At 28.0% G+C, this 21,297-nt stretch carries 21 protein-coding genes; 10 read left to right on the forward strand and 11 right to left on the reverse strand.

Annotated features, from left to right (window positions below; genetic code table 4):
- Window positions 1-288 precede the first annotated feature (288 nt).
- Complete coding sequence (locus ACWXVS_RS02360; protein WP_455994858.1) at window positions 289-2,232, reverse strand: S41 family peptidase; 1,944 nt, start codon at window positions 2,230-2,232, stop codon at window positions 289-291.
- Window positions 2,233-2,308: 76 nt separating this feature from the next.
- The gene (locus ACWXVS_RS02365; protein ID WP_455994861.1) at window positions 2,309-4,258 is read right to left on the reverse strand and encodes a S41 family peptidase; all 1,950 of its coding nucleotides are present in this window, start codon (window positions 4,256-4,258) and stop codon (window positions 2,309-2,311) included.
- A 543-nt stretch (window positions 4,259-4,801) separates the two neighbouring features.
- Between ACWXVS_RS02365 and infC the strand changes: the two genes are divergently transcribed.
- From infC to ACWXVS_RS02385, 4 genes are all read left to right on the forward strand, one after another.
- On the forward strand, window positions 4,802-5,416 hold the full coding sequence (gene infC / locus ACWXVS_RS02370; protein WP_438340916.1) for a translation initiation factor IF-3: 615 nt from the start codon (window positions 4,802-4,804) through the stop codon (window positions 5,414-5,416).
- Window positions 5,417-5,426: 10 nt separating this feature from the next.
- Window positions 5,427-5,606 carry a 50S ribosomal protein L35 gene (gene rpmI / locus ACWXVS_RS02375; RefSeq protein ID WP_438340570.1) on the forward strand — a complete coding sequence of 60 codons (180 nt, stop codon included), beginning with the start codon at window positions 5,427-5,429 and terminating at the stop codon, window positions 5,604-5,606.
- A 33-nt stretch (window positions 5,607-5,639) separates the two neighbouring features.
- A complete protein-coding gene (gene rplT, locus ACWXVS_RS02380) occupies window positions 5,640-5,999 on the forward strand; it encodes a 50S ribosomal protein L20 (protein WP_438340571.1) in 360 nt (119 codons plus the stop codon).
- A 103-nt stretch (window positions 6,000-6,102) separates the two neighbouring features.
- The gene (locus ACWXVS_RS02385; protein ID WP_455994138.1) at window positions 6,103-7,503 is read left to right on the forward strand and encodes a hypothetical protein; all 1,401 of its coding nucleotides are present in this window, start codon (window positions 6,103-6,105) and stop codon (window positions 7,501-7,503) included.
- A 178-nt stretch (window positions 7,504-7,681) separates the two neighbouring features.
- Here the strand turns inward: ACWXVS_RS02385 and ACWXVS_RS02390 are convergent, their stop codons facing one another.
- The 4 genes from ACWXVS_RS02390 to ACWXVS_RS02405 all read right to left on the reverse strand — a co-directional run bounded on the left by ACWXVS_RS02390 (window position 7,682) and on the right by ACWXVS_RS02405 (window position 11,347).
- Complete coding sequence (locus tag ACWXVS_RS02390) at window positions 7,682-8,944, reverse strand: hypothetical protein (RefSeq protein ID WP_455994864.1); 1,263 nt, start codon at window positions 8,942-8,944, stop codon at window positions 7,682-7,684.
- Window positions 8,937-10,235, reverse strand: a complete 1,299-nt coding sequence (locus ACWXVS_RS02395) for a hypothetical protein (protein ID WP_455994867.1) — start codon at window positions 10,233-10,235, stop codon at window positions 8,937-8,939. Before ACWXVS_RS02395 ends, ACWXVS_RS02390 begins: the two co-directional genes overlap by 8 nt.
- Window positions 10,236-10,412: 177 nt before the next feature.
- Window positions 10,413-10,874, reverse strand: coding sequence for an RpiB/LacA/LacB family sugar-phosphate isomerase (locus tag ACWXVS_RS02400; RefSeq protein ID WP_438340575.1), 462 nt, complete (start codon window positions 10,872-10,874; stop codon window positions 10,413-10,415).
- A gap of 5 nt (window positions 10,875-10,879) precedes the next feature.
- Complete coding sequence (locus tag ACWXVS_RS02405; protein WP_438340576.1) at window positions 10,880-11,347, reverse strand: Sua5/YciO/YrdC/YwlC family protein; 468 nt, start codon at window positions 11,345-11,347, stop codon at window positions 10,880-10,882.
- A 47-nt stretch (window positions 11,348-11,394) separates the two neighbouring features.
- Between ACWXVS_RS02405 and mutM the strand changes: the two genes are divergently transcribed.
- The 4 genes from mutM to ACWXVS_RS02425 all read left to right on the forward strand — a co-directional run bounded on the left by mutM (window position 11,395) and on the right by ACWXVS_RS02425 (window position 14,684).
- Window positions 11,395-12,219, forward strand: a complete 825-nt coding sequence (gene mutM, locus ACWXVS_RS02410) for a DNA-formamidopyrimidine glycosylase (protein WP_455994870.1) — start codon at window positions 11,395-11,397, stop codon at window positions 12,217-12,219.
- Window positions 12,220-12,222: 3 nt separating this feature from the next.
- On the forward strand, window positions 12,223-12,465 hold the full coding sequence (locus ACWXVS_RS02415) for a Smr/MutS family protein (RefSeq protein ID WP_438340578.1): 243 nt from the start codon (window positions 12,223-12,225) through the stop codon (window positions 12,463-12,465).
- Window positions 12,466-12,724: 259 nt separating this feature from the next.
- On the forward strand, window positions 12,725-13,702 hold the full coding sequence (locus ACWXVS_RS02420; RefSeq protein ID WP_438340579.1) for a DHH family phosphoesterase: 978 nt from the start codon (window positions 12,725-12,727) through the stop codon (window positions 13,700-13,702).
- Window positions 13,689-14,684 carry a DHH family phosphoesterase gene (locus ACWXVS_RS02425; protein ID WP_438340580.1) on the forward strand — a complete coding sequence of 332 codons (996 nt, stop codon included), beginning with the start codon at window positions 13,689-13,691 and terminating at the stop codon, window positions 14,682-14,684. Before ACWXVS_RS02420 ends, ACWXVS_RS02425 begins: the two co-directional genes overlap by 14 nt.
- Window positions 14,685-14,828: 144 nt before the next feature.
- Here the strand turns inward: ACWXVS_RS02425 and ACWXVS_RS02430 are convergent, their stop codons facing one another.
- Window positions 14,829-15,464, reverse strand: a complete 636-nt coding sequence (locus ACWXVS_RS02430; protein ID WP_438340581.1) for a hypothetical protein — start codon at window positions 15,462-15,464, stop codon at window positions 14,829-14,831.
- Window positions 15,464-16,468: a nicotinate phosphoribosyltransferase gene (locus ACWXVS_RS02435; protein WP_438340582.1), complete on the reverse strand. Its 1,005-nt coding sequence runs from the start codon at window positions 16,466-16,468 to the stop codon at window positions 15,464-15,466. Before ACWXVS_RS02435 ends, ACWXVS_RS02430 begins: the two co-directional genes overlap by 1 nt.
- 113 nt (window positions 16,469-16,581) lie before the next feature.
- Between ACWXVS_RS02435 and ACWXVS_RS02440 the strand changes: the two genes are divergently transcribed.
- Window positions 16,582-16,992 (forward strand): hypothetical protein, encoded by a 411-nt coding sequence (locus tag ACWXVS_RS02440; protein WP_455994873.1) that lies wholly within the window; start codon window positions 16,582-16,584, stop codon window positions 16,990-16,992.
- Between the two features lie 53 nt (window positions 16,993-17,045).
- Here the strand turns inward: ACWXVS_RS02440 and yidC are convergent, their stop codons facing one another.
- The 3 genes from yidC to rpmH are packed head-to-tail and all read right to left on the reverse strand — an operon-like array spanning window position 17,046 to window position 19,591.
- Window positions 17,046-19,085, reverse strand: a complete 2,040-nt coding sequence (yidC, locus tag ACWXVS_RS02445) for a membrane protein insertase YidC (protein ID WP_455994875.1) — start codon at window positions 19,083-19,085, stop codon at window positions 17,046-17,048.
- On the reverse strand, window positions 19,069-19,401 hold the full coding sequence (gene rnpA, locus ACWXVS_RS02450) for a ribonuclease P protein component (RefSeq protein ID WP_438340585.1): 333 nt from the start codon (window positions 19,399-19,401) through the stop codon (window positions 19,069-19,071). Before rnpA ends, yidC begins: the two co-directional genes overlap by 17 nt.
- Window positions 19,402-19,444: 43 nt before the next feature.
- Window positions 19,445-19,591, reverse strand: a complete 147-nt coding sequence (gene rpmH / locus ACWXVS_RS02455) for a 50S ribosomal protein L34 (protein ID WP_002881399.1) — start codon at window positions 19,589-19,591, stop codon at window positions 19,445-19,447.
- Window positions 19,592-19,918: 327 nt separating this feature from the next.
- Here rpmH and dnaA point away from each other — a divergent pair, with 327 nt between their 5' ends.
- Complete coding sequence (gene dnaA, locus ACWXVS_RS02460; RefSeq protein WP_455994878.1) at window positions 19,919-21,280, forward strand: chromosomal replication initiator protein DnaA; 1,362 nt, start codon at window positions 19,919-19,921, stop codon at window positions 21,278-21,280.
- Window positions 21,281-21,297: the final 17 nt, after the last annotated feature.

Consider the following 21,297-nt stretch of genomic DNA (forward strand, 5'->3'; position numbering starts at 1 on the left):
AGATTAATTTACACAAAATTATCTACAGTTTCTGTTTATAATCAATCCAATTGCAAATAATTTTCGAAGAAGAGTAATAATAATTTAAAATAACCAAATAACATTCAGAAGATTAAATTCTCTGATTTTGTTATGTTATTTGGTTATTTTTGTCTAATAAATTTAGATTTGTGTGATTACTATTCCCAAATCTCTTACTCAAAAAGTAAGCGGGAAATAAATTTACACAAAATTTACTACATTACCATCAGCATTAATTGCTGATGTTTTTTAACAATGAAAGGATGATTATTGTTTATTTTCGTCTTGTTTTTGATTTTGAGCGCTTAACATTTTATCGATTTTAACGTAGTTATAGAAATCCTTATAATCTAATTTAATGTCTGGTTGAACACCACTTTCAATTTCTTTGTTATCTTTACCAAATGTAGCATTATTTGGACCACTTATTGTAATAGTTGTTCCATCGCTTAGAGCTAGAGGCATAATGGCTGACATACCGCCACCAGTTTTTTGACCAATAATTTTAGCAATACCCATTTCTTTAACAATACTTGTCAATTGGTTAGCAGCACTAAATGTATTTATACCAACTAGGATGTTTCAATTGTATTGTGTATATGCATCCCCTTCGTATTTATCGTCACCATTAGTATCAACTAAGCCTTTACTTAAACTACCTACTCTATTTAAAATATCGAATTCACGATTTAGAATTGGTTTGTCAGTCATAAAACCTAGTGTTTTAACCATTGATCCAACGCTACCACCACCATTAATAGCAATGTTTAGAACAATGTTTTTTATATCTTTCTTTTCTTTAACTTGTTCCATTAAACTGCGCATTAAGTAATATGTATCATGTTTTCAAGCTTCTGGCGATTTGTTTTGTTCTTTAGTTCCATCTTCAAAATGCAATAGGGTAACAAAAGCAGTATTACCAACAAATTTTACATAGTCTTCTGGTTTGAAGTCTGCAATTTTCTTTTTGAAATATGCTTCAAAGCCTTTAACCAATTCTGCTCTTTGTTTATTGAAATCAATTCTATATTGACCATAGTCTTCAATTTGTAATTGTAGAGGTTTAAGATAATTAGTTGCTTCATAGTATGAGAATGAGTTCATTCTTGTATGTAATTCATTTAATTGCTTATGGAAAATACTGATGTATGCTTCATTTCATTTTTTAGGATCAGTCGATAGAAGTTTTTCTTTATCTTCTTTTTTGATATAGTCTGCAAAAGATTTAATTTGTTTATATTCTCTTAAGCCATAAAAGTAGTCCATTGTAAATGATAAATGGTTAAAGTTTGCTTCTCTTTCTTCCTTGGTTGGTTTGCTGCCATGGAGATTGTTATCTTTTCTAATTCTTTTTCTTGCTTCTTCTTCAGTTCTACCAAATGAGTCAAGTCCAGCAAAAACATTAGTGAATGTTCTTCCATTGTAGTAGATATTGTTAAATGTTCAGCTCATAAATAGAGTGTTAAATACTGAAAATGGCACTAGAACTTTATCATCTTTGTAAAGGATATCCATATGATATTTACCTAGATCGAAAGTAACGCCTTTATCACTTTCTGGAATTCTTTCATATTCATATTTAGCGAATTCTCCACCATCTGTTAATTCTTGTGGTCTTAATATTTCATAAAAGAAGTCCGTTGTAGTTACAAAAATTGTATTTTTATTTCAATCAATTACCAACTTGTTTGAAATAGTTCCATCAGGATTGCTTGTGTAATAAGTTTTTCTATTCTTTTGCTTATCAACATATGAACTAAATTGTTCTGGGCCAATCAAGCCAGTTAGAGCACTTAAAAATTGATCAATATCAACATAAGCTGTCTTTGATTTATCATCCTTAATTTCATAAACATTAACATTTGAATCGCTAACTGTATATTCAGGATTATAGTTTTTGAAACTGTGAGAGGTAGAACTAATGTTAACCTTGTCATCGTTTTGAGGCTTGATATTGTTTTCTCTTTCAATATCATTTATTATTTCGTTTTTCTCATTTAGTTGATCTTTGATTTTGTTTAATTCATCGTTAGTATTATTTTTTTCTTTTTGTAATTCTTGAATTTTTTGTTCTTTTTCTTGAATTTCTTTATTTAATTTATCGATTTGTCCAGATTGACAGCTTGCAGTTAGTATAGCAATTGGTGCTAGACCAATAGCTGATAATGGAAGTAAGCTTGCTAAAAGTTTAGCTTTTCCTGATTTTTTCATATTTTTTCCTTCTTTACAATAATTTCTTCATTTTAAGAAAACACCGGAATTTTTTGGCCGATGTTATTAATTATTATTAATTTTGTTTTGAGTTAGCGCTTGTTAAAGCCTTGTCAATTGCCTCATCATTATAGAAGTCTTTGTATTCGATTGCAATGTCGGTTGGAACACCACTTTCTATTTCTTTGTTTTCTATTCCAAAAACAGCATTGTTTGGTCCACTCATAGTAATAGTTGTACCATCTGGCATTACGTTTGACATAATAGCTGACATACCACCACCAGATTTTTGACCAATAATTTTAGCAATACCCATTTCCTTAACAATACTTGCTAGTTGGTTTGCGGCACTAAATGTAGTTACACCAACTAACAAGTTTCAATTGTATTTATCATAAGCATCATTTTCGTATTTACCATCACCATCGGTGTCAACTTCTGATTTGCTTAAACTATTTGTTCTATTTAGAATATCTTGTTCGCGGTTTAAAATAGGTTTATCGGTCATAAAGCCTAAAGTTCTAACCATAGCAGAAACGCTACCGCCACCATTTAAAGATAGATCTAATACAATATTTTTAATTTTTGGATTCTTTTTAACTTCTTCAATTAGATGTCTCATTAGGAAGTATGTATCATATTTTCATGCATTGTTCTCATCTTTTATTTCATCCTTTGTTCCATCTTTGAATTCAAGAAGGGTTACAATAGCTGTATTGCCGTGGTATCTAATTAAATCCTTAGTTTCAACTTCGCTAACCTTCTTACCAAATTTTTTCTTAAATAGCCCACTTAACTCGGTTGCTACTTTTTGCTCATTCAACAATTTTTGTCCAAAGTCCTTTTCTGTTAATGAGTCAAAAATATCGGCATTTCATTCTTTTTCACGATATGAAAAAGTATTTAGGTTTGTGTGTAAATCATTTAATTGTTTATGGAAGATATTTATATATGCTTTGTTATATATTTTTGGGTCAGTTGATAATAATTTTTCTTTGTCTTCTTTTGAAATATAGTCTGCAAAAGATTTAATTTGTTTATATTCTCTTAGGCCATAAAAGTAGTCCATTGTAAATGATAAATGGTTGAAGTTTGCTTCTCTTTCTTCTTTTGTAGCCTTATTACCATTTAGATCATCATTCTTTCTTATTCTTTCTCTTAGCTCATTGCTTGCAGTTTCAAATGCATCAAGTCCATCACTTACATTTGTAAATGTTTTACCATTAAAGTAAATATTGTTTGATGTTGTACTCATGAATAAGGTATTGAATATTGAAAATGGAAGTAATACTTTATCATTACTATATAAGATATCCATATTGTATTTGCCCAGGTCAAAGTTAATAAGTTTGCCTTCATCACCTTTGATGCGCGATAATTCATATTCGGTTTTTAGGAATTGCTCACCATCGGTTAATTGTTGTGGTTTAAAAATTTCATAAAAGAAATTAGTGCTTGTTAATTGAATGGTGTTTTTGGCTCAATCAATAATTAATTTATTTGATATTGTTCCATCTGGATTTTTTGTAAAATAGGTTTTTGTATTTTTATCTTTTTCAACATATGAACTTAATTGATTTTGGTCAAATAAACCATCTAAAATCGATATAAACTGATCTAAGTCAATATAAGGTGTCTTAGACTTGTCATCTTTAATAAAAAATGCTTCAGCTTCATTTGTTTCTTTTACTGTGTATTCAGCATTATAGTTTTTAAAGTTATATTTTTTAGTCTCGAAAACTTTTTTATCATCATTTTGCGGAGTTACTTTTTCTAATTCACCCTTTAATTTTTTTATTTCTAAATCTTTTTTTGGAAGTTGTTCTTTAGCTCAATTTAGTTGATTGGTAGCTTTATCTTTTTCAACTTGTTCCTTTGAAAGTTGCTGTTCTTTTTTTATAAGTTCTTGGGTTAGTTTATCTTGTTCCCCCGATTGACAGCTTACTGATAGTATAGCAATAGGTGCTATGCCAACTATAGATAATGGTAAACTTGCTAGAAGTTTATATTTTCCTTGTTTTTTCATATTTTCCTTTCAATGTTGTATCTTTTTATCTAGTTTTATACTATCTAAAAACAATTTTATTACTTTTGGCTAAAAGCACAAAATTTATACTAAAAAACATAGAAAAGTTTTGGGTTCAAATAATTAATAATATAGATAGTGCTTTATAGTTGCTGTTTTAAATGTTAAAAAATGATAAAATTTAGCAATTACCTTAAAGAAAAAAACTAGATTGTATTTTTGTTTTGAGTTTTAATTTGAAATTAACATTTTTTTGTGAAATTAGAAACTTTTATTAAATCTTACAAAGAGAATTACCATCCGTTTTTGCTTATTTGATTAATAAAAACATAGAAATAATTTATTTTGTAAGATATTTTGAAAATGTTATTAATCTTAAAATGATTTTATGTTAAAATTATTGTGCTTTTAATAGCAATAAGTAGATTCATTTCTCACCTAAGTGATTTTTTGCTGGGTCGCTACAGATAAAGATTATTTAATATTTTTGTAGTTAATGAGAAGTGGTCTAAACCCACTTTTTATTTATTTAAGGAGGAAGTTATATATCAAGATAACTCAAACTTTGCAAATAGTCAAAGTAAAAAACCGAAATCAGAACACGTTGTAAATAATGACATACCTTATAAAAAAGTTTTTGTTTTAGGCCCTGATAATGAAAAAATAGGAGTTTTAACTAAAGAGGATGCTTTAGAAAAAGCTTCTGAATATAAAATGGATTTGGTTCTTATCTCAATTGAAAATAACAAACCTATTACTAGAATTATGGACTATGGTAAGTTTAAATATGATAAGAAGAAAAAACAAAAAGCAATTAAGGAAAAACAGTCAGTAACTATTAACCGCGAAATAAGATTAACCCCTTTAATTGGACAACATGACCTTGAAACAAAGGCACGCAAAGTGCGTGAATTTATTTTGGAGGGAAATCGTGTAAAAGTGTCGGTTAAATTTAGGGGTCGTGAGCGTAGCAGAACTGATTTGGGGCACGAAATTTTAGATAAGTTTTATGCGCTTGTCGAGGACATTGCAAAAGTATCAAAAGAGCCAACTTTAGTAAATGAACGTTTTTTAGATATGTATATCGAAAAAGATAAAAAGAAAGTTGAAGCCTTTAACAAAAAAAATAACGAACCTTCACAACCACAAGGAGAATAACATGCCAAAAATGAAAACCAAGAGCGGTTTAAAGAAGAGAATTAAAATAACTGCAACAGGTAAAGTTAAACGTGGAAATGCATATCGTTCACACTTAGCACAAAATAAAACAACTAAGCAAAAACGTCAATCTCGTAAATCATCAACCTTATCAGCATCAGATTTTAAGAGATATAAAGAATTAATTTAATTTTTTAATAAATTATTTGGAAAGGAAAATATTATGCGTACAAGAGGCGGAGTAGTAACAAGAAGAAGACGTGTTAAATGATTAAAACTTGCTAAGGGATACTGAGGACACAAATCTATTGGTTATAAAGTTGCTAAGCAAGCTGTTGTTAAATCATGAACATATGCATTTAGAGATAGAAAACAAGTTAAACGTGAATTCAGAAAATTATGAATTGCTCGTATTAACGCAGCAGCAAGAACAAATGGTATTACATATTCAAGACTAATCGAAGGATTAAATAAAGCAAATATAAATATTAATAGAAAAATGCTTTCAGAATTAGCAATTAACTATCCTGAATCATTTACTTCGATAGTGGAAACAGCCAAAAAAGCTCTATCATCAAAATAATTTTTAACAGCTTTAGTTAGCTGTTTTATTTTTTATGTATATTAATACATAATCATTTTATTTTTTAAAAAAGTGTTATTATTTTCTATTATATTGAGGACATATGAAAAAGACGTGCAAAATTAATAACCTAAGTCCAGAACAAAAGAATATAGATTTAGCTAAACAAAAACAACTTAAATCAGAAGAATATATAGCATTATCCAATGAGGAAAAAAAGCGAAAAAGTAAAAAGAATCCTTCAAAATTACCTTATGAAATAAATCCTTATGGAGTTAATTTTTTTAATGTATGAAAAAAGTTTCCTAAGAAAATGTTCTTTGTTTTTTGTTCAGCTATCCTATACAATATAGCTATCGCAACATTTTTAGCTAAGGCAGCAACGGTTGCAACCGGGGTTTCGGCTATAGTTCAAGCAATTACATTTACAGTTTCATCAACTGCACCATATTTTGCTTTTATTTATTTCTTTATGAATTTACCCTTAATAATTGCTTTTTGAAAGAAAAATTCACGATTATTTATGATTTTAACGACATACTGATTATTATGGCAAGTTGCGTTTCAATCGATATTATTAATTGGGCCAATTGGACATTTCTTTAATAAAATTTCGATTTATTATATTAATTGAATTTCTCCAGTTGATTCCCGTTTTACAAATGAATTTAAATCATTAATTCCTTGGGAATCATATGGAACTTATCAAAATTCATATCGTCATTTGTTCCAATGAATTAATACAAATCCAACATCTCAAGATGGTCTATATTTATTAAGCATTAATAATTCTTTAGAGGCAGGCGTAATCAAAGAGTTAGGATATATACATCAAATTACCCAGTCTCAATTTAATCAATTAAATCATTTTAAAAACATTATTGAAAATGGCTACGCCAATCCAACATGGCCAATTATTGTTTATGCCGTTATTGGTGCTTGTATGGCTGGATCAGCAAGTGGTATTTCATGAAAAAATTCAGCTTCTACTGCTGGCGGAGATTTTATAATTTATTATATTTCTAGAGTTAAACAAAAATCAGTGGGTCATATTTCAACAATTGTTGCCTTGATTTTTGGAGCATTCTCAATTGTGACAATTAGCATTGTTGAGTTATTAGGAGTATCATCAGATAGACCATTTAATATTGCAGCACTAATTTTAAGAATTTTAAGTTTTTTTGCATATGTTTTTATTTACATTTCATTTATTGATCTCATTTTTCCTAAATATCGTAAGATTAGAATTGAAATATATACAAAAAACCCAGACAAGATTATTGACCGTCTTAAAATTATTAATTATTGACACGGTTATAATATAGATAAGCTTACTGCCGGTTATACAAATACTGAAACTGTTAGAATTGAGACTTTTGCACTTTATTTAGAGCAAAATATTATTAAAAATGAAATCTTGTTAGCAGACCCTGCAGCATGGATGACTGTATCCAGAGTCCATAATATTATTGGAAAATTTGACACTTCAAGAGTTGAATCTTAATAATATCAAGAAGGTGATATAATCCCAAGTTTGGATAAAAAACGATAAAACACATTCCGAAAGGAGTGTGTTTTATTTGGGTTTTTCAGTTTTAAGATTAAAAAATCATAAATCCATTTTAAATTAAGATATATTTATGATTTTTCTTTAATTTTTTAACTATATTTTTATATGTATTTTATTTGTTTGCTTGTTGCTTTTTAATTAACATTTCCTTCTTTTTGTGTTTAGATAAAAATATTTCCGAAACTGCAATTACAATACTTGTAACTAGTATTAATGCTGCAAACACGGTAAACGTAACAAAATAATTGATTTGATATGTTATTAGAGTTAATAATAAAATAATTAAAGACGATGAAATAACTTTAAAAATTAATGTTCATATTGTATTTTTTTTAAATTTGTCTTCTTTAAAAAGTAAATATGTATTTGTGTAAAAAATGGCAATAAATAGTGAGAAAAATAGTTGTTGCATACCTATTATTACTAAATAAATTATGTTTTTAATGTAATTACTAATTGATATAAATAAAATAGGAATAACTACTAGAATTACAATATTCATAGCTAATAAAATTCATCTTAGTTTGATATCTTTATTTCTTATCACTAAAGAAATTAAGCTTCCAATCAGGCCAAAAGATCCGAATATAATATTTAATATAAATGATCATTCTTCTGCATTAAATGAAATAGCTTTAAAAAATTGAGACATTCCTGCTGTTCGTGGAAAAAGAAATATTCCAACAATTAGACTACATGCAATAGTATAAACTCATTTTCATATGTTGTAATTTTTGTTGTGTTCAAGTTGTAAATTGTCTACATTATTTTTGATAGTTGGTGTTGTTTGCAATGGCTCCTTATTTAACTTTAATATGAAGTATAAAATCCCCGATGCTAAATAAGTTATCATATTCATAACAATTAATGACCAGAAAGGCAATTTAGTAAATAATACAAATGAAAACATTGATGCCAATAGAAAAGCTAGCGCAGTAACGATAGTCGTTAAAACGTTGTAAGTTTTTATATCTTTATTGTTATTTGATAAATAATATAAAACTGACTTAAGGGCTATGAATCTAAATGAGTGTATGATATTTAATATAATGTTAGTTATTAATAAAAATATTGAAAAAGCCTGGAGTGAATTATTTTTTATGAAGAAAAAAGAGCTAATTAATATGACCATTAGCACACCTACGCTAATAAAGTCAGTTGCTATAAGTATATTTTTTAGTTTTAATTTTGAAGCAATTTTTTTATTTAGTAGATATGAAATAAAGACCGGTATTTGAATTAGTAAATATAAAAGAGAAACAAGCCAAAAACTACTTGTGAACTTATAGATATAAATTGCTGTCCCAAGTTTAAAGGCCTCAGATCCAATCATTGAAATAATTAAAGAACTGGCATATTTTGTTTTATTAATCATTGTTTAGTTCCTTACATAAAACATAAATTATTTGAATCATATGAACAATGTTTATGATGTTAATTTTAACATTTATATCAGTTTCTAAATCCCCTGGAATGCTAATGATAAAATCAACGATTTCATTTTCTTGCTTGCAGGTTGCGGCTCATTCTTTACTTAAGGAAATTTTATAGGGAATGCTATATTTGCTAAGTATAGACAAAATCTTTTTAGTTTTAATGTTATTTTGGTTATCTGAATTTACTAAAATCCCTTGATTTTCTCACTTGCTATCATTAGAGATTTTTAAATTAAAAATATATTCATTATTTACCTTTTTATTATTTTTAATTTGGTAATTGTTAATAAACCAGTTTAGTATAAAAGAATTAATTTTACTATTTTGATTTTGTTCGACAAAATTAAAGTTATTTATTGAGTAAGAACTTCTATTGCTATCTTGGCAAGAGTAATCTGTCTTAAAAATTATATTTGTGCTTTTTAATTTGCTAAAATCCTTTGTTGCGTCAAATTCTTGGTATTCAGTAAAAAAATTTAAATAAAAGCTTTCTATTATTTTGCTATTGAAGTTTATATAGTCACTAATTTCTTTATCATTATTTATTTGTTTGAATATATGCTTTATCTTATTAAAAGTTTGCAACAAGTCGGGATCTTGAATTTCGAAGACTTCATATTCATTTTTCCATCATAAAAATTCCTTATATTTATAGTAGATAAAAATAAGAGTTGAATTATTGATAAGGTTCATGATTAGGGTTTTATAATTGTTTAATTTGAAGTTATCTAGAAATGAGGTTAGATTATCAAGGTGATTTAAATCGCTTATTGTTGCAATGATTTTTTCCATCTTATCATTGTGTGGATAATATGATGACATAACATATGTAAGCATTAAGATTTTTCCAATAATCATAAAATCAGAATTTACAAAGTAAAGGTTGTTATCAATTTTGTTTAATCAATCAACATGAAGATATTCAAAAAGAATAAATTCAACCTTTCCAAATTCAAAATTTTCAATTGTTATAAGGTTATCATCTTCTCTTAGCAGCTTGAAGTCTCCAATTTTTGTAATATATCTAATAAATGCTCTTTTTGTTTCTAAATTTTCATTGTTAAAAAAACAAATATCAATGTCATTGGGATTGCGTTTAATAAGTTCATTTAACTTTAAAACAGCAGACCCTTTGATAATAATTTTTATATCTGTACTATGCAATTCATTGAAATCATCAACATATTTAGAAATATAATTTATTTTTTCTTTAAGTTCTATTTTTTTCATTCTTAAACCCCATTTAAATTTTGATGAATTAAATCATTGTAATACTTTTTTTAGTATGCGTTTTATTTTTTTAAAAAAAATTAATATTTTTTGTTAGTTTATGTTGCCTGGTCGATAAAATAAGATTAAAAATCAGGGCTATTTTTAGTCCTGATTTGTGCATTTTATACATTTAAATTATTCATCCTGGCCAAGTTCGCCTAGTTTACTAATTCTAATAAGATGTCTTCCGCCTTCAAATTCTGCATTTTCTCATGCATGAAACATGTTTAGAATTTCGTTATCTTTTAATAATCTTCCTCCCATACACAAGATATTTGAATTATTATGGGCTTTTGATAATCTCGCTTCTTCCTCATTTGTAACTCTAGCACATCTAATATCTTTAAACCGATTTAAAGCCATAGATATTCCAATTCCTGAGCCGCAAAAAGCAATAAGTTTTGTATTCTCCTTATTAAGATCTCTTTTTGTTTCCTTTGCAAATTCTATTCCAACATCGGTATACGAGACTGGCAATAATGAACTTGTTGAACCAAAAAGTTCTACTTTGTATCCTTCTTTTTTTAACTCGCTAGCAAGCTTAATCTTTGCTTCATGTCCAGCGTGATCACTAGTTATCTTTACAATTTTGTCCATAAAATTTACTCCCTTAAAATTAAACCGTCTTCAACTCTAATTATTTGGCTAGGCTTTTGACTCATTTCTCCAAAGTTATAAACATTTGTTATTTCAGGAAAAAGAATTTTTGCATTTTCGATATTTTTGCATACTGGCCCATTTGATATATTGCAACTCGACATATATACTGGCCCATTTTTTTCAAGATATTCAAGTAGCAAGGGATGGTTTGGCATTCTAAAACCTTGGTCATTAACAATTAACGTTGTTGCGCCTGGTCAATATTTTTTAGCATATTGCTCAGCTTGCGGATTTCATTGTTTAAACATTCGTGCCTGGTGGATAGAGGATACTAAAATAATTAGTTTTTTATTTCTATCTCTGCCTTTTATTTCATAAATTAAATCTTTAGTTTCATCGTTAACAGCGCCGCCGATCCCTAAAACGGTATCAGTTGTTGATATAAATAATTTTTTATATTTGTTTGTCATACTTTTATTATATTACATTATGTTATCTAAAAGTATATAATAGTAATATGCCTGAATTACCAGAAGTAAAAGTGGTTGTTAAAAACCTAAATGAGGTCATTTTGTATAAAAAAATTAAGGACCTAGAAATTATTAAACCGCATCTTTTTAAGGAGTATTCGCCTTCAACATATAAGAATAATTTACGGGGGCATGAAATAACTCAAGTCAAAAATAAGGGTAAGCATATTATTTTTCAATTCGAAACCAACTTAATTTTGTTATCTCATTTAAGAATGGAAGGAAAATATCGTTATTATCAAAAACCACATGAGAACCATAAACATTTAGTTGCTAAATTTGTATTTGAAGATAATAGCGAGCTCCATTATCTTGATAGCCGAATGTTTGGTACATTTTATTTGCGCGATAGTGAAACTTATGAAAAAAAATTACCTTTATCAAAAGTGGCACTCGAACCTAAAGATACTAACATCGAGGAACTTTTTGAGAAATTGAAGGGTAGTGAAAGCTCTATTAAAACTAAGTTGCTGGATCAATCATATGTTGCAGGTTTTGGGAACATTTATATTGATGAGGCTTTGTTTGCGTGTGCTATACACCCGTTGAGTAAATCAAAAAATATCCCATTAGCTAAACTTAAAGAGATATTAGAAAAAGGCCAGGTTATTATGGATAATAGCTACAAATTAGGGGGGACAACTATTCATACCTATGAAAGTTTTAATAACGAAATAGGTTCTTATCAAGATTATTTAATGATTCACAGCGATAGAATAAAGTCATGTCTAAAATGCCAAAATAAAACTATAAAAATTAAGGTCAACGGGCGTGGAACTTACCTTTGTCCAAATTGTCAAAAGGAGTATTAAAATATGAATCTATATTCATTAGAGATTGATTTACACGGTTTGACTAGTGATGAAGCATCTATTAATGTTTTGAACGCTTTATTTACTTTAGACCAAAATGAATTTATGGAATATGTAGATATTATTGTTGGTAATGGCACCAAAACCCTTCAATTTGCTATTTCAAATCTATTAGAAGATGAAAAATATGACTATGAATTTTTGAATTCTAATCATTCAGTTATTAGGGCATATAAAAAGAATTAATTTTATAAAATAGTATGAATAAATGTTGACTAAAAAGATATTAGATTTAAATAGCAATATTAGAATTTAGATTTTTTTACGCTTTAAATTTATTTATTTTTTTATCAACATGGCAACCTAGTTGAATTAGGCTAAACCTTGATAATTGTTTAGTTATCATAAAATGGTTGATTATTTTTATTATGTTTTATAATTTAATAATAAATAAAATAATCAATTAAATTTTTAAATAATTAATTTTTAATTACTAGGAGAAAAAATGGCAAAGAATACTTGAGAAATTGCTAAACAAGCAATTGAATCTCATGATAATATTTTTATATTTCATCATATAAGACCTGACGGTGATTGTTTGGGTTCACAGTTTGGTTTGAGAGAATTGATAAAAACTAATTACCCAGAAAAAAAAGTGTTTGTTTTTGGTGATAATATTGGTGCATTTCCATTCTTTGAATGAGATTTTGATAAATTTGAGGATGTACCAAAAGAAAATTTCAAAAACTCATTAGGAATTGTTGTTGATGCTAACTCATCAAATAGGATTCAATTTGCGCAATACATTCTTGATAAAAACTTTACTCATTTATTAAGAATTGACCATCATCCTGTTAATCCAGATATTGAATATGACTATACGTGAGAAGATCCAACATTTGCAGCAGCAGCTGAGCAAGTTGCTTATATTGCGATGATGTCCAACTGAAAAGTTACTGATAAGGCAGCAAAATATACTTATTTAGGTATTAATACAGATTCTGGAAGATTTCAATATGAATATGTTCAAAAAAGAACATTTGATGTTATGTCTTATTTACATGAGGGCAATAATTTTAGAGTATGGGATGTTAATTTTGATCTTGCTAAAAGGGATGAAAGAAAAGTTAGATTTTCTGCATATGTTTTATTAAATTATAAGAGTGATGGAAAGGTTTTATATTTTCATGTAACTAAGAAGATTCAGGAAAAATTTAATTTAAATGATAATGAAGCTAATGATGTTGGCATTTTAGCAAACATCGGAGATTGCAAAATTTGAGTATTATTTATCGATCTTCCCGACGGCAATATTAGAGCTAGAGTTAGATCAAACGGTATATGAATTAATCACATTTGTGAAAAATATCAACCTGGCGGTGGCCATGAAGTTGCTGCTGGAGCAACATGTCATTCTAGACGCGAAATGAAATCTCTAATTGAGGACTTAAAGGCTGAGGTTTTAAAAAATGATCAAAATTAGTTCTGAAAGATTAGAAATATTTAAAAAAATTGAAGATAAAATTAAAAAATACCAAAATATTGTAATCTTTCATCATATAAGACCTGACGGTGATTGTTTAGGTTCCCAATTTGGTATGAAGCATTTAATTCAAGAAAATTTTCCTAATAAAAATGTTTATACTATCGGTGATTCCAAAGGAATTTATTCATACCTTGATTTTTCAATGGATAAATTGGAATTTAAGAAACTTGAAAATTCGTTAGCTATTATTGTTGATGCTAATTTTAAAGAAAGATTAGAGTGCCGTGAATATTTAGATAATAATCTGTTTGATGATGTTATTAGAATTGATCATCATCCTAATGATGACGACTTAAATGCTTCGTTGGTTTGAGTTGATAAGTACTCTCCTGCAGCGGCACAACAGGTGGCTGAAATTGCATATGGATTAAATTGAAAAGTTAATGCACAAGCAGCAACATATTTATATTTAGGAATTTATACAGATTCAGTTAGACTTACAACTAACTTAACTGATGATAAGACAATGTTTTTAGTTGCTTGATTATGATCTCATAACGCTAATAAAGATTTACTACATGAAAATATGGCCAAAAAAACATTGGAGGATATTAAAATAAACGCTTTTGTTCAACAAAATATGAATATAAAAAATGGCGTTGTATCATTCTACTTTACCTTAAAGGATCAGAAGAAACTTGGGATTTATGACCCATTAAAAGCAAATCGCCCTTTTTTGCTTTCCTCAATTGATGATAACAAGGCATGAGTATTTTTTACGCAAGAAAAGGAAAATCAAATTAGATGTGAATTTAGATCGAATGGTGCCTGCGTAAGAAACGTAGCTGTTAAGTGGGGTGGTGGTGGTCATCATCGCGCGTCGGGTGCTCAAATTAGCGACGCATCATTAATCCCCCAAATAGTAGCCGATTTGGAACATGAAATAACCATTTCTGAAAATTATGATAAAAATAATTAACCAATAATTTACTTTATTTTACAAAAAAAGCCAAGGCTCAAATCGTTATATATGATTCGGGTCTTTTTTGTTTTAACATAGCATTAATTATAAAAAAACTGACCAATTATAATGGTCAGTAATGTTGTTTATAAATTTTTAATTTTATTTAATAAAATATTTGTTATAAATGTAATCATCGGCAATGTGATATATTTTTCTTATATATTCAAAGTAGATTTTATACTTTTTATGGTCGCCTTTTCAAATAAATTTTTTATTAATTGTCTTTGAAAACTCAATTACAAGATATAGGTCAAAAAAACCATATTTTTTTATACCATCAATAATCATTTGTTCAATAAGCATTCTTACTTTTGGATGATTTATATCAATGTCTTTTTTATAATGTTTTTGTTCAATTAAAACAAAGGCACCAAAGTAGATGTTTAGACTTGATATTTCTTTATGATATTCTTCTAAGAATAAGTTGTGGGTGTTTTTTTCTTCTTCATCTAGCTCTACGCCTTCAAATATTTTATTGACATCAATTGCGTTTTTTGCGTATTTGTTTTCTGAAGCAATAATTAGAAATATTTTTATTATTATTAGGATAAATAAAATAAGCGAAATTGAGCCAAAGATATATGATGCTATAGTTCCTCCCCTGCCTATAGAACCAAAAACATGAGATGCAACTAAAAACAAAATAATTCCTATTGCTAAAAAAAGAAAAATAACTAAGTAGCCAATAAAATTAAAGATATTATCTTTTATTTTTTTCTTGTGATTTTCTTCCATTAAATAATTTCCCCTCTATAAGTTTTAAGTTTGTTATTTTTTAGATATCCTCTTCCCTCTTTTGCGATATATTTATCATTTAATTTAGTTGCGTCGGCACTAAAATTTATTCATACTTTCAATAATGATGCTCCAACGCCGTATGTATCTACCGGTGTATTTTCATCCTCAAATTCTTTAATTCTTTTAGCATTAAATCCTGATGAAACAGTTATTTTAACATGTTTTCCATTGTTATTATCTAGAGCTTCTCTTAATCTCTTTACTTGATTTTGGGTAACACCATATTCTGCTTCTCCCTCAATAAACATTTTGTCAATTAATGCTTTCGAGGTGTCAATTCTTACTGCCTTGAGTTTTTTGCCAAATTCTTTTAAGCAGGCAAGTGAGTCTGAAATAACATCATTATGAAAATCAACAAGAGCATAAAGGTCATCGTTTGGAAATGTTTTATGGTAAGCCTTAATTGCCTTAACAATATCTCCTTCAAACATTTGAATTAAGGCATGCGGCATACTGCCAAACGTATGCTTTAGGTCGTAATTAGATGATGCAAGAGTAGAATGGTTATATATTCCACCAACTTTAAGAGCATATGCATCATTTAGCTGGTTTATATAATGATCTGATCTATCAGCCATGCTTACAACATTTTTTCCATTAGCTGCCTTAATAACATTGTGTGCATTTGTGGCAATTGAAGTTTGCCGGGCAAGAATGCCATCTATAATGCCTTCTCAAATGCCAAAATCATAGTAATGTCCTTCTAGTTCAAGTACGACTTCTCTATTATGTATTATTGACCCTTCTTCAAGATATCTTATTGTGTATTTAGACGTATCAGTGTTTTTACACAACAATTTAATGACCTCATTTATCCCACATAATTTTACATTATTGTGACGTTGAAAAAACTGTAGTGTTACTGTCTCATTTTTGCGGTATTTCTGTGAAATTTTTTTGGTCTTAAGAAAATATATCGAGATATAGTCTTTTAGTTTCATTATACCTTCTTTATTTATAAAATGAATTACATTTTTTGATTAGCAAAATAAAAATTAATATTAAAATTATATATTATATTGTGATTAGGTAGAATAACTTTAGGAGTTATGTTATGGAACAAATTGATAAATCTGAGAATAATTATGTTGGCAAATTGTATAAGATGCAGTCATGAGCTAGCATTTGTTTTATTGTTTTTTTGTGTGCATTTATTAGCATTTTATTGGCTATATACCTGAATGGCAATGAAAATAATTATGGAAAATGAACGTCTAATCCGGTTTATATTGTAATAACAATTTTATTTATTTTTAGTATAGTTTTCGTTATTAGTTCATCTATTTTAGGATTGAAATATGCTAAAAAAAACAATAATGCAAGACTACGTATTTATTTCTTATTATCTGCAATATTTATTATCCCCTTTTTGTCGTTATATTGTATGATAGTTTCTGCTATTAAAATGTATGATTTGCATCAAAAAATAAAAAAAGAAAAGCATGGAAACAAATTAAAAAAATAGACTATAAAAATAACGAGCTTTCTTAAAAAAAGCTCGTTATTTTTATATTTAAATTATTTGAATAGGAAAGGTTGCAATTTATTTTTATATCATCTTGTTTTTTGAATGTAATGAACAGCAACGTGTTGAAGAATTGTAAATATACCACCTATTATTCAGTATATTTGCAAACCAGCACTAAAAAATATCCCTATAAAAGCAAATATAATCGGAATTAGAAATGCCTTTTTATTTGATTTTTTTATTGCAGCCCGTTGATAGGCGTCAGCTTGAAGTGATTTCTTCTTCTTTAGTTTAAGAATTTTAGGCATAAATTGAGCTATTAATTGAACTGCAATTGACAGAACAACAATTGGTAGATATTGGAGCTCACCAATTTTAAATATTCTATAAATTGAAGTAGCTGAAAGCTGTATTGTATATAATGTGGATTGTTTAATTTCTGGAGAAGTTGAAATTATTCTAAATACAACAATTAATATTGGGAGGGTTATAAATGATGAGACAAGTTGTGAGAGCGGTGAAATTTTTTCTTTTTTGTATAATTCACTAATTTCCATTTGCTTACGTTGGTTCATTTGTTTATCGCCCTTGTAAGCATCATATTTAGCTTCAATCTTTGCTTTCTTTTGGTTTAATTCTTCCATCTTACTTGCGCTAAATATTGTTTTAGTTGTAAGGAAGAAAGTGATAATTCTAACAAAAATAACTGTGATAACCAACGCCAGTACCACGCTTCATCCAGTAGTTCCTAACGGTCTAATTATGGAGTTCATAAACTGAGCAACTGGATATACAAAGAAGCCATAAAAAGGACCTTGTTCCCAGTGTTCTTTATAGGTAGTTATTGGCTTGTTGGGTACAAATGCATCTGAGGCCATTAATTTAAATTTTCAGGCATCAGGAGCATAATTTCCTGCATCATTGATTGAGGAAAAGTTAAATACGCTGATTTCCCTACCGATTTTTTTATCATTTACCTTAAATAATGATTCATTTAGAGAGGTTAATGAAGCATAGTTTTTCATAACAGATGAAACCGAAAGAAAGATTTTATTTAATTCTTTACCTTCTTCTTCGCTAATTCCCTTTGCGGGACCTATTGAATTTTTATAACTAAGAATGAAATCGTTCCATTCGCTAATTAAACTATATTTATCTAACGCTCTTAATTGAGAAATGCTTTTTCCTGATTTTTTAGAGATTGCCTTGGCGAAATCAGATCTATTATTATCTTGGTCTACTCAAATCTTAAATGTTTCTGCTAATAATGTTGTGTATATATCCGCTAGAAAAACGTTATAAACATTTGAACCATTTACACCAGTTAATTCAACTCTTGAGAGGTTTAAATCTTTAACGTGTGAATAGTCAGTGACAAATTCTGTTCTTGTTTCATTTGAACCGGGAACCTTAACTTTTTTCTCATATGTTTCAAAAACAATTGAGTTAGGTAGGTAAATATCGGTTAATTTACTTACAGGGGTATATGCTTTTGTTTTTCCTTCACCTTTACTATTACCAAAATTAAGATAAATGTTGTTTAAACCATTACCATAGATAACACCTCTATGCCCATCTTCGTTTTTTATTTCGATGTTAGAGATATTTTGTCAATCATCTGGCTTGTTTGATAAAGCGGCATTGTCATTTTTTGGCTTTTGTAATTGTAATGCAAATGATGTACCACCATATATACCATATTGTCCACCGGTTTGAGCATCTTGTTTTCTTAACTGATTAATCTGTTTGTGATCTTCTAGGCCAAGATAAGTATTTGCCACTATACCGGTTTCTGTATTGATGTTTGGAACATAGAATTCATTGCGATCTTTATTCCATCTTAGTGTTGCGATGTTTGGTGAAACATAGTCGTTCTTTGTATATATTTCTTGTCCTGAACCAACTTTAGTTCCCGATTTTGTTGCAATTGATTGCACGCAACCTACTAGGCCGATAGAAATAATGATGAATATTAGAACAACCCTAATTCATTTTCAAACTTTTTTTCAGACAGCCTTTGGTTGCTTATCAATAGGAGATTGGTTAATCCGAAAAGAATCATAGTGCTTAGAACTACTTCTTTTTGCCATCGGTTATCCTTTCATAGATTTTGTGAATAGCTTTGTTTTTTTCCTCTCAATTGAGATGGAGAAAATTTTTTCTTGCTATTATAACGGTGTCGTAATTAATTTGACTTATGTCCATTTTTCTTAGAATCGATCTGATCTGATTGCGGTAGTGATTTCTTTCAACAGCATTAGCAAACTGCTTTGGAATTGAAATTCCGCATCTGAAAAATTGCGACTTAGTAAAATAAACAATTAAATTTCGTGAAATGACTTGATTATGTCCATTAAGAATTTTTTGAAATTCTCAATTTTTTTTAACAGTATTTTTTTTATTCATAATGCAAAATTATTAATTTAAAGTTAAAACAAAAAGCATCAAATTATTTTTCATCTGATACAGTTAATTTATGTCTTCCCTTTGCACGTCTTGCTGCAAGAACTTTACGGCCATTTTTTGTTTGCATTCTAGCCATAAAACCATGCACCTTAATATGTTTACGTTTTTTAGGTTGGTATGTTCTTTTCATTTTTCTCTCCTTTTCAAAAATATTTATTATGTAAAAATACTTATATTATTTTACCAAAAAAGCAAAAATCCCCCTTGCATTTTATTAATTATTAATTAATAATTTACATTAGTGTTATTTTATGCCTTTTAGCTAACTTCTAATAAAAGTTTTTAACAAAATACTCATTTAAGTATCTTTATTTGTTGATAATTTATTTTATTATTTTTTTCAACTTAATTTAAGAAAGAAAAATAATAATAGAATTGTTAATAAAATGTATGTAAATATATTATGTTTAATTAAAAAAATAGTTTTGCATCAATTTAAAATATAATTTATATTTATATGAAATACCAAGAAGCTCAATTGAATCTAAATGTAGAGAATAAAATACTTCAAAATGAACTTAAAAATAACTCTAGCGATGAAATGGTTTATGAAACTTTTTTTTCTCGTCTTCAACTAATTAGTACCGATGAAAATAATGCTTATATTTTAGCACCGACATATATTATTGATTATGTTAAACAAACATATCTTCAAACTATTCAACGAGTAGTAATTAATACACTAGAAAAAAAATTAGTAGTTGTTTTGATTTCATCTATAAATGAAATAAAAAAGATCATTGATAATGAGGAAGCTCATAAGTTCATTAATTCTGAAAAGATAACTAATGTTAAAAATGATTTAACGTTTAGCAATTATTTTATTGGCAACTTTAACAAGATAACTTTTAAGGCGGTTAAACAAATTTGTAATGAATATAACGATAGTTTTAATCCCTTATTTATTTATTCGAGTAGTGGGTTAGGCAAGACACATTTATTACATGCTATTGGCAATGAATTTAAGAAGAAAAATAAAACATGTTTATACATCAATCCGGACAATCTAACCCGAAAGTTAGTGGAACAACTTAAATCAAGAAATCAAGAGCAAATTAATAAAATTGTTGACGAACTGACTTCTTATGATTGTTTGATGTTTGATGATGTCCAACAATACGGTAATAAAGAAAGCACCTTAAATGTTTTATTTAATATTATTAACACAATGAAGACACAAAAAAATCAAATTATTTTCTGTGCTGATAAGCAACCGAACCAACTTGGCGGCTTTGAGCAAAGATTCCTGACAAGATTTGAGGGTGGGCTAATAACTGAAATTAATGATTTAAGTGTTGAGGATGTTATTAGCATTTTAAAATTTAAACTTAAAGAGAATGATGTAAACCCTGATTTATGAGAAGAGGAATCATTTAGATATATAGCAAGAAACTTTTCTTCATCAATTAGAGCACTTGAAGGAGCAATAAGTCGCATAAAATTATTTGCTGATGGTGATGATTTCTTTACATATGATTTAAGGACAATTCAAAATATATTTAAAAATGTCACAAAAGCCGCTGAAACAATAACCCCTGAAAAAATTATTGAAACAGTAAGCAAATACTATGGCATTGATAAAAAGAAAATATCTAGCCCAACAAGAGTTAAAGAAGTTGTGATGCCTCGAAAAATAGTTATTTATTTATTGAAACATAATTTTGATTTTACTTTGAAGGAAATAGGTAAGATTGTCGGGGATCAAGCACACTCTACTGTTATTGCTTCTTTGAACTGAGTTGATGCTAATTTACAAAGTAATTCTGCTATAAAAACTGCTATTGAAAAAATTCAAAATACATTAAAAAAAGTAATATAACAATTTAAGGAGTAAGA

The sequence above is a fragment of the Mycoplasma sp. 327 genome (genome assembly GCF_053851655.1).